The following is a 16,230-nucleotide window of genomic DNA, read 5'->3' on the forward strand; positions in this document are numbered from 1 at the left end:
TCAGTCTATTCTCAGATAGTCTCCTAGCCATGCCAGATTTATAATTTAATCAAATAACCCAAACAAGAGGAAAAAATGAATACACAAAAAACCATTTACCTGTTGCTGAGCGTTCTGTTGTTTTGCTTGATTACTACCGCGCAGGCGCAGATGACCGAAGGCAAAGATTACACCCGGCTTGCCACGCCACAACCAACTGAAAATAGAGAGAAAATCGAGGTTATCGAGTTTTTCTGGTACGGCTGCCCGCACTGCAATGATCTCCACCCCCATCTCAAAAGCTGGCTTGAGAACAAGCCAAACGATGTCAACTTTCGTTATATACCCGCAATTTTCCGTGCCAACTGGATGCCTGCCGCTAAAACCTTCTATGCGATGGAAAGTCTCGGCCTAACCCAACAGTTGAATGACAAACTATATCAAGCTATCCATCGTGACAAAATTGACTTATCTAAAGAGACAACACTATTTGCCTGGATTGAAAAACAGGGTATAGAACGCGGTAAATTCGTCAATGCCTACCATTCCTTTACCGTCCAGAATCAGGCCAACCGCGCAGCACAATTGACCAAGCAGTACCAAATCACCGGCGTCCCCGCCTTGGTTATCAACGGTGTTTACCTGACCAGCGGCAAACTGAGTGGCACCCCACAAGACACCATCGCCGTACTCAACTACCTCCTGAACAAAGTTCGTCAAGAAAAAGAATAGCAGAAAATTAACTCAATCAACACAAGTAGTTACATAAAATACCGGAAATCTGCCGATACCTTACCAGCTGCGGGCGGCACCGGTATCCAGATGGATGAAATCAGATTTGGGGTAATAGCCTACCCCGCCTGCATTTAAGGAAATCGCTGCTTTCCGAAGGGTAGCAAGTGGCACGCCAGGCAAGCGAATATCGATTGCCTGGCCCTGCATGTGCAGACTCTTGGTTGCCACCCCGTTACTGTTTGCCGAAAGCATGGCATTGGTAGCAGGTGATCGATATCCAGAAATAATATGAAAGGGCTGGGTGCGCCCCATGCGGTAGCGTAAATACTCCATCAGATCCAACAACCTTGGGTCAATGGCATGTTGCTCACCAGACCGGTGATCACGCAGCACGTTGTCAATGGATCGCAGCGCATCAGGAATGTAACGCCCTTTTACCCAGTAAGTCGTCTTGATGCGCTCTCCAGTGTGCAAATTCAGCATGTCCAGGCGTTTTTCATTTCTTGGTGAAATGATATTGGCGTGTGCAGCAGGAAAAGCTAACAGGGCACAGGCACCGAGTCCCGCACGTAAAAATTGACGGCGCACCTTCATGTCAGGTGTCAAATCATGCATGTATTGTCTCCATTTGTTAAAGTTTGGATAGACTCGCTTCAGTAAGCAAAAAAAGGACAGGCAACGCGAAAGTAATCACCTCATCCTAACCAGCGCGCAAGAGTCAAAGCTCGCTTGTCACGTCCATAAATATCGGAAGAAAAACGAATATCACCTTGTGCATCAGTCCAGGCAGTCAAATACACGATATAGATTGGCAATCTTTCCGGAAGATGTGCCGTATAAGGCTTTCCGCTGTCAAGTCTATCCTGAAAGCCGCTATTTTGCATAGACTGCCGCAGGGAAAACTCAGCAAGCTCCATCGGTTTTTCCAGTCGAATACAACCCGAGCTGAAAGTCCTGATATCTTTTTTAAACAATGATTTAGACGGCGTATCATGCAGATAAATACTGAATGGATTAGAAAACATAAATTTCATACGTCCGAGCGCATTTTTCATCCCCGGCACCTGTCGGAGAGCGTAAGGAAGCTCATTGCCAACTGCATACCAGTCAATCATATTTGGATCAATTTCAAACTCATGTGTATGGTCAGCATAAACCTTGATGCCCTGAGAGGCGAAAAAACCAGGATCATGTTTCTGTTTTGGCAACAAATCCTTGCTGGCAATGCTACGGGGAACATTCCAGTATGGATTGAGCACAATATGGGAAATGTAGCTGTTGAAACTGGGAGTTGAACGATAATCCCGTCCGACCACAATACGCATCTCCAGGGACGGCTTGCCTCGTTCAACGGCAACGAGATTAAACCCCGCAATGTTGACCAGTATGTGCCTATCACTCAGATTTCGCGGTAGCCAGCGCAGGCGTTCCATATTGATACGCAGTCGCTGAATATATTCCTCGGGCGACAGATTCATAGCCTGCCTGGTGTGCCGACCAATAACGCCATCCGCGTTCAGCCCATGCTGTTGCTGAAATGCCTTAATCGCTTTCTCAAGGGTTTCATCATAATAGGCGCTGTTGCTGAAAGGAATGGCATAGTCAGAATGATTAAACAAGGCTCGCGCTTGCTCAATACGCAACCGAATGAGTGGTATCGCTGCATGGGTAGCATGGAGCCGAATTGAGGCACCCGTTTCGGGAATGGGCAGCCATTTTTCTCCACTGGCGACTAACGCTCGAAATTTTGCCAATAATTTTTTGAGAACATAATATTGCGGAATATCTGGCGTCAGACTCGCCAGTGTCTGCTGAAAGTTATCCGACGTGAGCGCTTGTTGCAAAAAACTGGCTGAATCAAAGATTGGTTGTGCAATATGCCAATCGGGATCGACGGCACTTGCCTGTAATCGCCCACTATTGACATCGCGAATGAGTGACAGCAACGCCTGGGTAACGCATAATTCCAGCTCAAACGAGGCAGGATTGTTTTTTTCATGCCGAAATTGCTGGAGATTCTCGAAGTCATAATCCGCAGCTGCCAATCCTTCTTCATCAGCACGACCGATAAATGTTAGCGCAACATCAACTCTTGGCAAGAGTTGACCGGATTCAGACCACACCGGCTGATAATCACGCAGGCTATAGAAACGCTTGAGCGTTGCCAAACTGGTCTTTTGGCACAAATTGCCGGAATTATCTTCCAGGTATTCGCGCAAAGTCTGCGGATTCACTATGGATGAATCAACTTGAGCATGGATATGCAACGAGATCAATATGCCTGTAAAACAAATCAAGGCTCGCGCAGTCAAAACCGCCTTAAAGGATGCAGGCAATATCTTTAAATACAAGAATTTCTCCATTTTTATTTTTTTGATCATAACTACTTTTTATCATAGGTTGCTTACACCACAAAACAAAAATACAAGTTTTTTTAGCTTTATACTTCCCTTTTACTGGGAGATATTACCCCAATCCTATTGACCATCCATCCAACTCATTGAAAATTATTTGCAATGCCTTTTATTCCCGTCTTACTCTGGACTGATGCGCTGGTTTATCTGCTGGTAGCCGCAGGTCTCTTATCTATAATTTACGTTCGGCGGCATGCTCACCTGCTCGCGCCCTGGCGCCGGGTAACGCATAGCGCAAGCGGAATGTCGGCACTGACCGTATTGACATGTTTCGTCATAATCGGCTTGCTGGATACCATTCACTTCCGCCCGCTGCTGCCGGATTCCCCGTATCAGGGTGACCAGAAAATCTACAGCACCGAAGTTCTCAGTCTGCTGGATGTGGGGTTGAAGCCATTACGCGAGCAGGTGGAGAAAACCTATTCAGCTCCGCTGTCGGCTCATCTTTATGCTAAGGAGACCATTGAAACAGACAATGGCGGTCAAATTCGCGAATTTCCCCGATTGGTATACGGAGGGGCGCAATTGCAGAACCCAGAATCGGAGCTGCTCGCGGATGTCTGGTTGCGCACGTTACTGGGCGCCACTGGCGGGCTGATAGTGTGGACGGCTGTCATGCTGACGCTGGTTAACGGGTTAGCGCAACGTCACACTACAACCTTTACATTCATGTACCGGGCCGTGTGGAGGAGAACAACCGAAGTTCCGTGGAACGCCATTCTGTTGACGCTTGCGTTGATACTGGCACTCAGTGGCGCAATAACGGCACTGGCCTCTCATTATCATGTGCTCGGAACTGATAAGGTCGGACAGGATGTGCTCTACCATGCACTTAAAAGTATTCGCGTTGGTCTGGTTATCGGCACACTGACAACCCTGATCATGCTGCCTTTTGCGCTATTGCTCGGTATTGCTGCCGGCTATTTTCGTGGCATCGCTGACGATATCATTCAATATACTTATACGACGCTCAGCTCCATTCCCAGCGTATTATTGATTGCTGCAGCCGTGCTCATGATGCAGGTTTACATTGAAACACACGCCGATCTATTTGAAACAGTTGCTGCCAGAGCCGATCTGCGGCTTTTGTTTTTATGCATGATTCTAGGAATCACCAGCTGGACAGGATTATGCCGGTTGTTACGTGGAGAAACCCTCAAGCTGCGCGAAATGGAGTACATTCAGGCAGCGCATGCGTTTGGCGTTTCCCACTGGCGTATCATCAGTCGCCATATTCTGCCAAATGTCATGCATATCGTACTGATTGTCACTGTTATGGATTTCAGCGGGCTGGTACTGGCAGAGGCCGTGCTTTCCTATGTCGGCGTGGGAGTCGATCCATCCATGATCAGTTTCGGCACCATGATCAATGCTTCCCGGCTGGAAATGGCACGTGAACCCATGGTGTGGTGGACACTTTTTGCGGCATTTATATTCATGTTCACATTGGTACTGAGCGCCAATCTGTTTGCTGATGCGGTACAAAATGCATTTAATCCGCGCGTCAGAACCCTGCAGATAAACCATGACGACAGCAATAAACCAGAAACCGAATCACAAACTGACAACCAAACTCTGACTCCACCTAAAGCGGAAACACGTACATGACGGCTTTACTGACCATCGAGGGCATCACCACACGCCTGCGCGTTGGTGAGCGCACCGTTTATGCCGTAAATGGCCTGTCTTTGGAAATAGCGCGTGGACAAACCTTTGCGCTACTAGGGGAATCCGGCTGTGGCAAATCCATGACCGCCCTGAGCATCATGCGCCTGCTGCCGGATGCCGGAGAGATTACACAAGGCCGTGTTCGTTTGAATGAGCAGGATTTACTGACGCTGCCGGAATCAGCCATGCGCGAGTTGCGTGGTAATCGTCTTGCCATGATTTTCCAAGAACCAATGCTCAGTCTTAATCCAGTAATGACGGTGGGCGCGCAAATTGCAGAAGTCCTGCAGCGTCACACGTCGATGGACAAACTGGCAATGCAATCCCGCATGATCGAACTGCTGCAGAGTGTCGGCATACCCGATCCAACACAACGGCTGACGGAATATCCATTCCAGTTTTCTGGCGGCATGAAGCAACGCGTCATGATTGCCATGGCGCTGGCGGCGAAGCCTGAGCTACTGATTGCCGACGAGCCGACTACCGCACTGGACGTTACCATCCAGGCGCAGGTACTTGATCTCATGCGTGATCTGCAGCAACAGGCCGGGATGGCCATTCTACTGATCACCCACGATCTGGGCGTGGTAGCGGAAATGGCCCACCAGATCGGCGTAATGTACGCTGGTGAAATGGTTGAATGCACCAGTCGCGAGAAATTTTTCCAGCAACCCGCTCACCCCTATTCACAAAAATTATTTGCAGCACTGCCTTCCCGACAGAAACGTGACCACGCGCTGGCTGTCATCGGTGGAGAAGTCCCCACATTGTCAAAATCATTTACCGGCTGCCGTTTCGCTGATCGCTGCGAACAAGCATGGTCAGTGTGTCATGCCTCCATTCCACCATGGGTGCCCATTGCACCTGGGCACCAGGTTCGCTGTCACCTCTATACCGCCCAAAACACTTCACATACCAACACTGCGGTATCGTCTTCGGAAAAAATCAACATCCACTCCCCACATGACAGGGCGGACCACCCGCATGATGCATTACTGGAAGTTCGTGATCTGAAGATACATTTCCCGATCCGGCGTGGATTACTGAAACGGGTTACTGGTCATGTCAAAGCAGTCGACGGGGTTTCACTCAGCATTGCGCCGGGTCGGACCCTCGCGCTGGTGGGTGAATCAGGTTGCGGCAAAACCACGGTTGGCAAAGGCATCATGCAACTCGTCAAAACAACAGCCGGCCGTGTTTATCTGCAAGGTGAGGCACTTGACAAGCTCAAACGCAAATCATTACTGGCAAAAAGAGCGCTTTTCCAGATTGTCTTTCAAGATCCTTATTCCTCCCTCAATCCGCGTATGCGCATTGCCGAAATCATCGAGGAAGGTATTCGCTCACTCCGGCCATCACAATCCAGGCAGAAGAACAAGGATGGGTTCGCAAGATACGCCGCAGTGGATGCCTTGTTGCAACAAGTTGGCCTGCCTGCGGATGTCAAATGGCGTTATCCGCATGAATTTTCCGGTGGACAGCGCCAGCGGATTGCCATTGCGCGCGCATTGGCGGTTAACCCACAGTTACTGATCTGCGATGAACCAACCAGTGCGCTTGATGTTTCCGTGCAAGCGCAAATCCTCAACTTGCTGAAATCCCTGCAACACGAGCGTGGATTGGCCTACCTTTTCATCACCCACAATATCGCCGTGGTGGATTATCTTGCCGACGAAATGGCGGTGATGTATCTGGGCAGGATCGTTGAAACTGGCCCCACTCGGGAAGTACTCGATCACCCCAGACACCCCTACACGCAGGCATTGTTGTCCGCTATTCCTGTGACGGATCTGAATATCCAGCGCAAAATTATCCATTTGGAGGGAGAACCACCATCGCCAGCAAACGCACCCACCGGCTGTCATTTTCATCCCCGCTGCCCGCACGTCATGCCGATTTGCCGTGAGACTTATCCATCGACCAGTTATTTTGGTTCTGCACACACGACTCATTGTCACCTCTATAATTCGGAGTTTTAAAAATTTCAGGATCAACCATGTCGATTGAACATGAGGTAAAACGTCGTCGCACGTTTGCCATCATTTCCCATCCGGATGCGGGTAAAACCACGTTAACAGAGAAACTGCTCCTTTATGCAGGCGCAATCCATATCGCAGGCAGCGTCAAAGCGCGCAAAGCGAGCCGTCACGCCACCTCTGACTGGATGGAGATCGAGAAGCAGCGTGGCATTTCGGTTGCAAGCTCAGTCATGCAAATGGAGTATCGGGACTGCGTGATCAACCTGCTCGATACCCCTGGTCACCAGGACTTCTCCGAGGATACCTATCGGGTATTAACTGCTGTGGACGCGGCGCTGATGGTGATCGATGCCGCCAATGGCGTCGAGGCTCAAACCATGCGCCTGTTGCAGGTTTGTCGTGCACGCAACACACCGATTATCACCTTTATCAACAAAATGGACCGGGAAGTGCGAGCACCATTTGATTTGCTAAACGAGATCGAACGCACACTGGAAATGGAAACCATCCCCTTTACCTGGCCGGTTGGTATGGGCAAGTTGTTTCATGGCGTCTATGATTTAAGGGAACAGTGCATGCGGGTTTTTCGTCCGGGCGAGGATCGTGCTGGTCAGGAAAAAATTGAAATTATTACCGATCTCGAAAGCCCCGCAGCGCAGGAACGTTTCAATCTCGAACTGAATCAGGCCTGGCAGGAAATCAAACTACTTCAGGAAGCCTCCCCAGAATTTAATCGCAATGAATTTCTAAGCGGGCAACAAACCCCAGTTTTCTTTGGATCCGCCATCAATAATTTTGGTGTGCAGGAAGTGCTGGATACACTGGTTGACCTCGCACCAGCACCCAGCCCTCGTCTCGCCATTCAGCGCGAAGTATTGCCGACCGAGCAAAAATTTTCTGGGCTGGTATTCAAGATTCAGGCAAACATGAACCCCGCACATCGCGACCGTATCGCCTTTGTGCGCATTTGTTCCGGAGAATTCAAACGCGGCATGACTCTCAAGGTAGTGCGCAGCGGCAAAGATATCCGGACCAGCACGGTAGTTTCCTTTCTTTCGCAACGGCGTGAATTGCTGGAGACCGCTTTTGCAGGCGATATCATCGGCATTCCCAATCATGGCACGCTGCAACTGGGAGACACCTTGACAGCAGGCGATAATATGCAATTTACCGGCTTGCCGTTCTTCGCGCCAGAAATCTTCAGAACGGTGGAAATTGCTGATCCTTTACGCAGCAAGCAACTCAATCTGGGGCTTACCCAGCTTGGTGAAGAAGGCGCGATCCAGGTATTTCGTCCTCATATTGGCAGTATGCTGCTGCTCGGCGCGATCGGCGCGCTGCAATTTGAAGTGGTGGCACACCGCCTGGAACATGAGTATGGCGTAGCGGCGCGAATCATGCCTGCAAAGTACCAGCTCGCGCGATGGATTACAGCCGATAATCCACGCGAACTACAACGCTTCATCACTGCCAATGATTATCGCATTGCCTACGACGCGGTTGGTGCACCCACTTTTCTCGCAACTTTTGCCGCCGAAATCAGTGTGGCTGAAGAAAACTGGCCTCCCATCCACTTTCATAAAATGCGGGAACACGCTGGATTAATGTTTCAGACGGCAGCTTGCTGAGAAACTTCCATTCAAGACTTGTTATTCATAGTACTATTTTCGAAGAAGCAGCAATTACGCTAAAGTTCCACGATCAACTACCGTTAAGCAATGCATTACTCTGGCATTAATTATCAAAAGGAATACGACCTTGAAAATCAATCATCCTATTCGCGATCGAGCAGGCATCGTTGCTGGCAGCGAAGTAAAAAAAACCGACCATTCCGCTCCGGCCAAACAACCCACTGCCACGGCCGGATCTAATGTGCATATCGGCACAAATGTTTCATTTGCACAGGCACTCAATAACAGTAGCGAAGTAATCAATACGGCCAAAATTTCAGAAATCAAACTGGCCATTAGCGAAGGCCGCTTCAAGGTCAACCCTGAAGTCGTAGCGGATCGACTGCTTGAATCAGTCAGAGAGCTGATTCTGGCAAGGCAAGAATCATCCGGCAAGTAATGCTCGCTATTGATCCGCAATGAAAACAAAAAAATTAAACGACATTCTGCAGCATGAGCTGGAGAGTGTCGAAGCCTTTGTTGACCTGCTCAAGCGCGAGCAGGCTGCTCTGGTCAGTGGAGATATTGAAGTGCTTGCCTTGTTGAGTACAGAAAAAATCCCAGTCGTCAATCAGCTGATGCAGTTGCATGAAGAGCGCAGCCGGTTATCGGCTGCCAGCAATTTTCCGGACAAAACGATGGAGTTTGATATCCTGCTGTCGTCTAACCCGATCTCAACGCCCCCTATTTCCCAACGATACCAAGCCTTGCTTCAATTGGCTAAACAGTTGAACCAAACCAACGAAACCATTCTCGCCCACTGGCTGAGACAAACCAGGCAATCGTTACAGGCACTTCGTGGTGCGGTTGGGCGAGCCGAGTTATACAATCCGAAAGGGCTGACCGTCTGATCTCTCGCCGATCCAGTTCGCATCGGCATTACCTTCCCCATGACATTCTCCTGATTGCCTTATCCGGACAGTAATTCTTCGCTTCCCCACCCCATCTCTAGTAGAAGATGCCGATGTAATGTGGGAGAATTGGCTAAATTAAGTAATTCTCCTCACTATGGTCAGTATCATCGTTCGTAAATTTCCTGTATCGGCTTTTACCGAGCTGCATGCGCATGGTTTATCACCTGTATTGGCGCGTGTGTTGGCTGCCCGAGGGATTGAAAATCCGGTTGAGCTCGATACTGCGCTGGCGAGAGTAACGCCATTTACCAGACTGAAAAACAGTCAGCGTATTGCGCAGTTACTGGCCGATGCCATTGCCGCCAGAAAGAAGCTCCTCATTGTTGCCGATTACGATGCCGATGGCGCGACCGCCTGTGCAGTGGCGTTACGTGCATTACGCCAGTTTGGTGCCATGATCGATTATCTCGTTCCCAATCGTTTTGAATATGGCTACGGGTTAACGCCCGAAATCGTCAACCTGGCAGCAAACCGTGCAAGCCGGCCGGATATCCTGATCACGGTTGATAATGGTATTGCCAGTGTGGAAGGGGTTGCGGCTGCCAACGCGCTGGGCATGGAAGTTTACATCACCGACCATCACCTGCCGGGGGAGCGTTTGCCGGAAGCAACCGTGATCGTCAATCCCAACCAGCCCGGTTGTGATTTTCCCGACAAGCAACTGGCCGGGGTAGGGGTGATTTTCTACGTCATGCTTGCGTTACGCGCTGAATTGCGCAGCCGGGGACAGTTTTCCGCAGAGGGTAAAGAACCGAATCTTGCCAGTTTGCTGGATCTGGTCGCACTGGGAACGGTGGCTGATGTCGTCAGGCTCAACGGAGTCAATCAAATTTTGGTGCAGCAGGGTTTGCAGCGCATCCGCAAAGGGCACTGTTGTCCCGGCATCCGCGCGTTATGTCAGGTTGCCAAGCGTGATCTGACACGTGTCACAACTTATGAACTGGGTTTCATGCTTGCCCCCCGGTTAAATGCTGCGGGCAGGCTGGAAGACATGTCGCAGGGGATAGAGTGCCTGATGGCCACGGATGAGCCCACAGCAATGCGACTTGCTGCGCAGCTGGATGAATTGAATCAACAGCGCCGCGAGATCGAAACCAGCATGCGCGCGGAAGCCCTGAGTAAACTGGCTGATATTGACCTGCAACAACTGGCAGCAACCCCGTCAAGTGATGGTCAGCCGGTGAGCTACAGCCTGTGCCTGTATCATCCCGATTGGCATCAGGGCGTTATTGGCCTGATTGCCTCACGTCTCAAAGATCAGCTTCACCGGCCGACACTCGTTTTTGCGCGAGGAAATACGGGTGAAATCAAGGGTTCCGGCAGGTCTATCCCTGGGTTTAACCTGCGTGATGCGCTTGATTTGGTTGCCAAGCGCCATCCAGGACTTCTCACTAAATTTGGCGGCCATGCAATGGCTGCGGGACTGACATTGGCAGAACAGGATTTCGAATCATTTCGCGCTGGATTCGAACAGGTTGCGCAGGACTGGTTGACCCCGGCCGATCTGGAGCGGGTCATTGAAACGGATGGTGAACTTAAGCCTGAGGAAATGACACTCACGTTAGCACACGACCTGGCGCAGCATGCGTGGGGGCAGGGATTTTCTGAACCCAGCTTCCAAGGCTGTTTCCAGGTGGAAAGTCAGCGTGTCGTCGGGGAAAAGCATTTAAAACTGAAACTAAGAGAACCAAAAATCCAGCAGGTGCATGATGCCATACTCTTTTTTATGCAGACACCTTGCCACCAGTCATTCAGGCGGTCTATCGTCTGCAGGTCAACGAATATAACGGCGAAACACGACTGCAATTATTGCTGACACACTGGTTTGAAGTTGCGTCAGAGTTTAGGGCGGCTCTAAAAATTCAGAGTGTTAAACAAGACGAGGCAAGAACAAAAAATATTGACTCAGCACAGGATTGACAGGCAAGGAAATATTTTTTGCGAATCACGATGTATTGCAACAAGTAACGAAATGTGGATTTTTAGAGATACCCTTTACTGAAACCCTGTCTGTTCATAACTCATGCCCAACAATCTGATTGCAAAAACCGCGGCCATTTCCCGTGACTCATCACGCACCCATTTAACCTTTCAGGGTTCGAGTGATGCTTATACGCTGGCCGAGCTGGTGCGCACCAGTCAGGCTGACAAACCCATCACCATCGTTACTGCTAATGCGCTGGATGCACAAAGACTGCTGGACGAAATCCCTTTCTTTGCGCCTGAACAACGGGTCAATCTGCTACCAGACTGGGAGACCCTGCCTTACGATAATTTTTCACCACATCAGGATCTGATTTCCGAACGGCTGGCAACGTTCTATCAGATCACCCACCATACCTGTGACGTTTTGATCGTGCCGGTAACAACCGCACTCTATACCATGCCGCCCAGGGAATACCTCGCGGCCTATTCTTTTTTTGTCAAGCAAGGCAGCACGCTGGATTTGGCTGTGTTTCGCAGCCAAATGACGCTGGCAGGCTACACTCATGTCTCACAAGTGATTTCACCCGGAGAATATTGCATTCGTGGTGGACTGGTTGATTTATTTCCGATGGGCAGCCCATTGCCGTATCGCATCGATCTGTTTGATAACGAAATTGAAACCATCCGCACCTTTGATGCCGATACCCAGCGCAGCGTCTATCCGGTCAAGGAAATCCGGCTGCTGCCAGCACGCGAATTTCCATTGGATGAAACTGGGCGCAGCCGTTTTCGCGTCAATTACCGGGAGAAATTTGAGGGCGACCCCACTCGCAGCAAGCTCTACCAGGAAATCAGCAAAGGCAATACACCAGCCGGAATTGAATATTATCTGCCACTATTCTTCGAACAGACCGCCACCCTTTTCGATTATTTGCCACCCGGCGGCACAGTGTGCCTGCATGGAGACATCCGGCAGACCATTGAGCAGTTCTGGCACGACACGCGCTCGCGCTACGACCTGATGCGCCACGACATCGAGCGACCCTTGCTGTCTCCCACGGAACTGTTTCTAACGACTGACCGATTTTACGGTTTTTTGAAGCCGCATCAAAAGATCACCTTGCAAAGCAGCGGCGCAGCAGTACAGCAGGAACCCTTGGCTCAGGCGCTGCCCGCCATTCAGGTAGAACGGCGTGCTGCCAATCCCATTGAGAAACTACTCACTTTTATCACCACCTTTAACGTCACCGGTGGACGGGTATTGCTGCTGGCAGAGAGCATGGGGCGCCGTGAACTGATGGCAGAGCATCTGCGCGGATATGGCCTGGATCTGAAGTTATGCAAGGATTTCGCTTCATTTACCAACGATACGGCGCGATGCATGCTTGGTATCGCCCCGCTGCACAACGGATTCATCCTGACAGCAGAAAAACTGGCGCTGCTGACTGAAAACGAGCTCTACGCTTCGCATGTACAAAGCCGCCGTACCCGGGATGCGCGCAAAGCCACGTCGGCCGATTCTATCCTGCGGGATTTATCGGAAATCAAACCTGGTGATCCGGTGGTGCATGAACAGCATGGGATTGGACGCTATCTGGGACTGGTCAACATGGAACCCGGTGACGAGGAAAGTGAGTTTCTCGCACTGGAATATCAAGGTGGGGACAAATTATATGTACCGGTGACACAACTGCATTTAATTGGCCGATACAGCGGCGCCGCGCCGGAAAATGCCCCCCTGCACAAACTCGGCAGCGGCCAGTGGGAAAAAGCCAAGCGCAAAGCCATGCGCCAGGCGCATGATACCGCAGCGGAATTGCTTGATCTTTATGCGCAGCGTGCAGCACGGCAGGGTTTTGCATTCAGACTCGATCCACATGATTACGAAGCATTTGCTGATGGTTTTGGCTTTGAAGAAACACCCGATCAGGCCGCTGCGATTAACGCGGTCATCCAGGACATGCAATCCGGCAAACCGATGGATCGCCTGATCTGCGGTGACGTTGGTTTTGGTAAAACCGAAGTGGCGCTGCGGGCAGCGTTTATGGCAGTGGCCAACGGCAAGCAGGTCGCCATACTGGTACCCACGACACTGCTGGCCGAGCAGCATTTTCAGAACTTTTCGGATCGTTTCGGTCTGATTGGCGAGCAATGGCCGGTCAGGATTGCCGAACTGTCACGTTTCCGTTCTGCTCGCGAACAGGCAGAATCGCTACGCGAGATGACAAACGGGACGGTCGATATTGTCATTGGCACGCACAAGCTAATTCAGGATAAGGTGATATTCAAGAATCTTGGTCTGGTCATTATCGATGAGGAACATCGCTTTGGTGTGCGCCACAAAGAGCAGTTGAAGAAACTGCGTGCCGAAGTGGATGTGCTGACCCTGACCGCCACGCCGATTCCGCGCACACTGGCGATGTCACTCGAAGGACTGCGCGACTTTTCGATCATCGCAACCGCGCCACAAAGACGGCTGGCGATTAAAACTTTCGTACATACCTTTTCCGAAAGCATTATCCGGGAAGCCTGTTTGCGTGAACTGAAACGCGGTGGACAAGTTTACTTCCTCTACAACGAAGTCAGCACCATCGAACACATGTATACCCGTTTAAGCCGCCTGCTGCCCGAAGCGCGTATCCATATTGCCCATGGTCAGATGCGCGAGAGCGAGCTCGAACACGTGATGCGCGATTTTTATCAGCAGCGCTTCAACCTGCTGCTGTGCACCACCATCATCGAAACTGGTATCGATATCCCCAGCGCCAATACCATCATCATTCACCGTGCGGATAAATTTGGTCTCGCGCAGCTACATCAACTGCGTGGCCGGGTTGGACGTTCGCATCATCAGGCCTATGCCTATTTATTGACGCCAGACAAGGCCGCCCTGACTACGCAGGCGCTCAAACGTCTGGAAGCGATTCAGGCCATGGAGGAGCTGGGATCAGGATTTTACCTGGCGATGCACGATCTTGAAATTCGCGGCGCGGGTGCGGTACTGGGTGAATCGCAAAGCGGTGAGATGCAGGAAGTCGGGTTCAATTTGTATCATTCCTTGCTGGATGCGGCAATCAAATCGATGCAGGCAGGGCAATCCGCACAGGACGAGGCGCCCCCAGAAATAACCACCGAAATCAAATTGCATGTGCCTACCCTGCTGCCAGCCGATTATTGCGGTGATATCCATGAGCGACTGGTGCTGTACAAACGCATGGCAAGCTGCATGGACGACGAGCAGCTCGAAGATATTCAGCGTGAGCTGATTGATCGTTTTGGTCTGCTGCCGGATCCTGCCCGAGCGCTGCTGGATTGCCATCGTTTGCGGATCGAAGCAAAGAAACTGGGCATCATTCGCATTGATGCGAGTGCCGAGCAAATTCAGCTGCAATTCATGCCGAACCCACCGATTAAAGCAACCCGGATTCTGTACCTCGTAAATAACAGCAAAATCTACGCTTTATCCGGCCCTGATCGACTCCGGATCAGTGTAAAAATGGCAGCACTTAACGAACGTATCCGTGAAATCAATAAGGTATTTGCTGTGCTGGCAGAAAAGTAAACGATGGTAACGTTATAAATACCGGAAATAATTTCCCTGTTCCGTCCAAAGAAAATTTGTCTCTACTCCAGAAATCAATATGGCAACACGCGAGATATCCGTTAATGATTTGCAGCCCGGTATGTTTGTCAGCCGGCTGGATCGCCCCTGGCTGGGTACGCCCTATCTGCTCGAAGGCGTTCTCATTCAGTCACAGGCAGATATCGATCAGCTTGCACAGCTTTGCCAGACGGTTTTTGTCGATGAGGCAAGTATTCCCGCTTCTTTCAAGCCCAAACGGACTATCGCAGTCAACCCCGCATCCAGCAGCGGTAAGCCACCAACATCCGGCAGTATTCCCGTTGCCCGGATAACGTCTAACGAACCAGAAGAAATTCAGCGCACGCCATTTCATGGTAATCAGCGCTATACCGATGTTCATCCGGTTGAGCGTGAATTGCCGACCGCCCGGCAGGCGCTGGAAATCAGCATCTCCATGATGGAGGAACTTCATGGGTGCATTGAACAAGGTATCAGCCTGGATTATCGTCGCGCAAAAGAAGTCGTTGAGAAACTGCGTGAAAGTGTGGTGCGCAATCCAGATGCGCTGCTGCTGTTATCACGCCTGAAAAAAACCCGACATGAGCTGTATGAAAAATCGGCGCGTACCTCGGTTTATCTGCTGGCGCTGGGACGTCACCTGGGTTTGCCCCGTGAAGAACTCTCGGTGTTGGGAATGGGCGGATTATTGATGGATATCGGACAAACGCAACTACCAACAGAAATCCAGAAAAAAACCGGCAAATTGAGTGCTGCTGAACACGACATTTTCAAGCGCCACGTTGCGTATGGAGAAGCTTCCGTGGCGGCGACACCGGACATAGCCGAAGCAGTGCTGTTGATCGTTGCCCAGCACCATGAGCGTGAGAATGGCAGCGGTTATCCTCATGGGTTAGTCGCCAATCAGCTGCATCCTTACTCCAGAATGGCGGCAGTAATCGACAGCTATGAGAACCTGATCGAACCGATGCGTGATATGCCGGCCTTCAGGCCATTTGAAGCACTGAGAGAGCTACGAACCAATTCAAAGAGTGGACTCAATAGCACACTGGTGGAGCAGTTCTGCCAGTTTATCGGTATTTTCCCGATTGGCAGTCTCGTGGAACTCAATACCGGTGAAGTAGCGATCGTGCTGGCGCATAACCGCACACAGCGTTTTCGCCCCAAAATCATGGTGATTCTCGATGCTAAAAAGCAGCCCTACGAATCGCCCCGCCAGATTGATCTGCGACTCAATGAACTCAGCACCACCGGAATTGAATATGAAATCAAGCGGGATTTGCCGCTGGGCGCGTTTGGCATTGATATCTCCCGCTATTACTTATAGGAACCCGGTTTCCTTCT

The 16,230-nt window shown here is 50.7% G+C and carries 10 protein-coding genes and 1 pseudogene; 9 read left to right on the top strand and 2 right to left on the bottom strand.

The window, feature by feature from the left end; genetic code table 11:
- Positions 1–75 precede the first annotated feature (75 nt).
- Positions 76–711 carry a thiol:disulfide interchange protein DsbA/DsbL gene (locus IPG31_08435; protein MBK6618372.1) on the top strand — a complete coding sequence of 212 codons (636 nt, stop codon included), beginning with the start codon at positions 76–78 and terminating at the stop codon, positions 709–711.
- Between the two features lie 60 nt (positions 712–771).
- On the opposite strand, the gene IPG31_08440 is transcribed toward IPG31_08435, so the two are convergent.
- Together IPG31_08440 and IPG31_08445 are read right to left on the bottom strand one after the other, a co-directional pair.
- Positions 772–1,308, bottom strand: a complete 537-nt coding sequence (locus IPG31_08440) for a DUF882 domain-containing protein (GenBank protein ID MBK6618373.1) — start codon at positions 1,306–1,308, stop codon at positions 772–774.
- 101 nt (positions 1,309–1,409) lie between these two features.
- Positions 1,410–3,095 carry a L,D-transpeptidase family protein gene (locus IPG31_08445; protein ID MBK6618374.1) on the bottom strand — a complete coding sequence of 562 codons (1,686 nt, stop codon included), beginning with the start codon at positions 3,093–3,095 and terminating at the stop codon, positions 1,410–1,412.
- Between the two features lie 135 nt (positions 3,096–3,230).
- Here IPG31_08445 and IPG31_08450 point away from each other — a divergent pair, with 135 nt between their 5' ends.
- The 8 genes and pseudogenes from IPG31_08450 to IPG31_08485 all read left to right on the top strand — a co-directional run bounded on the left by IPG31_08450 (position 3,231) and on the right by IPG31_08485 (position 16,213).
- Positions 3,231–4,736: an ABC transporter permease gene (locus IPG31_08450; GenBank protein MBK6618375.1), complete on the top strand. Its 1,506-nt coding sequence runs from the start codon at positions 3,231–3,233 to the stop codon at positions 4,734–4,736.
- A complete protein-coding gene (locus IPG31_08455; protein MBK6618376.1) occupies positions 4,733–6,775 on the top strand; it encodes an ABC transporter ATP-binding protein in 2,043 nt (680 codons plus the stop codon). The genes IPG31_08450 and IPG31_08455 overlap by 4 nt, the downstream gene beginning before the upstream one ends.
- Positions 6,776–6,792: 17 nt before the next feature.
- A complete protein-coding gene (locus tag IPG31_08460; GenBank protein ID MBK6618377.1) occupies positions 6,793–8,403 on the top strand; it encodes a peptide chain release factor 3 in 1,611 nt (536 codons plus the stop codon).
- A gap of 130 nt (positions 8,404–8,533) precedes the next feature.
- Complete coding sequence (flgM, locus tag IPG31_08465) at positions 8,534–8,845, top strand: flagellar biosynthesis anti-sigma factor FlgM (GenBank protein MBK6618378.1); 312 nt, start codon at positions 8,534–8,536, stop codon at positions 8,843–8,845.
- A gap of 19 nt (positions 8,846–8,864) precedes the next feature.
- The gene (locus tag IPG31_08470) at positions 8,865–9,296 is read left to right on the top strand and encodes a flagellar protein FlgN (protein MBK6618379.1); all 432 of its coding nucleotides are present in this window, start codon (positions 8,865–8,867) and stop codon (positions 9,294–9,296) included.
- Positions 9,297–9,453: 157 nt separating this feature from the next.
- Positions 9,454–11,279 (top strand): annotated as a pseudogene (gene recJ, locus IPG31_08475) (single-stranded-DNA-specific exonuclease RecJ).
- 103 nt (positions 11,280–11,382) lie between these two features.
- Positions 11,383–14,847, top strand: a complete 3,465-nt coding sequence (gene mfd / locus IPG31_08480; protein MBK6618380.1) for a transcription-repair coupling factor — start codon at positions 11,383–11,385, stop codon at positions 14,845–14,847.
- 79 nt (positions 14,848–14,926) lie between these two features.
- Positions 14,927–16,213, top strand: a complete 1,287-nt coding sequence (locus IPG31_08485) for a DUF3391 domain-containing protein (protein MBK6618381.1) — start codon at positions 14,927–14,929, stop codon at positions 16,211–16,213.
- Positions 16,214–16,230: the final 17 nt, after the last annotated feature.

This window comes from Nitrosomonas sp. (assembly GCA_016703745.1).
Classification (GTDB): Bacteria; Pseudomonadota; Gammaproteobacteria; order Burkholderiales; family Nitrosomonadaceae; genus Nitrosomonas.

What these genes read in the sequence shown, in the direction of transcription:
- IPG31_08485 (MBK6618381.1), top strand. Translation starts at nt 14,927, where the DNA reads ATGGCAACACGCGAGATATCCGTTAATGATTTGCAGCCCGGTATGTTT.
- IPG31_08470 (MBK6618379.1), top strand. Translation starts at nt 8,865, where the DNA reads ATGAAAACAAAAAAATTAAACGACATTCTGCAGCATGAGCTGGAGAGT.
- IPG31_08450 (MBK6618375.1), top strand. Translation starts at nt 3,231, where the DNA reads ATGCCTTTTATTCCCGTCTTACTCTGGACTGATGCGCTGGTTTATCTG.
- IPG31_08455 (MBK6618376.1), top strand. Translation starts at nt 4,733, where the DNA reads ATGACGGCTTTACTGACCATCGAGGGCATCACCACACGCCTGCGCGTT.
- IPG31_08440 (MBK6618373.1), bottom strand. Translation starts at nt 1,308, where the DNA reads ATGAAGGTGCGCCGTCAATTTTTACGTGCGGGACTCGGTGCCTGTGCC.
- mfd (MBK6618380.1), top strand. Translation starts at nt 11,383, where the DNA reads ATGCCCAACAATCTGATTGCAAAAACCGCGGCCATTTCCCGTGACTCA.
- IPG31_08460 (MBK6618377.1), top strand. Translation starts at nt 6,793, where the DNA reads ATGTCGATTGAACATGAGGTAAAACGTCGTCGCACGTTTGCCATCATT.
- IPG31_08435 (MBK6618372.1), top strand. Translation starts at nt 76, where the DNA reads ATGAATACACAAAAAACCATTTACCTGTTGCTGAGCGTTCTGTTGTTT.
- IPG31_08445 (MBK6618374.1), bottom strand. Translation starts at nt 3,095, where the DNA reads ATGATCAAAAAAATAAAAATGGAGAAATTCTTGTATTTAAAGATATTG.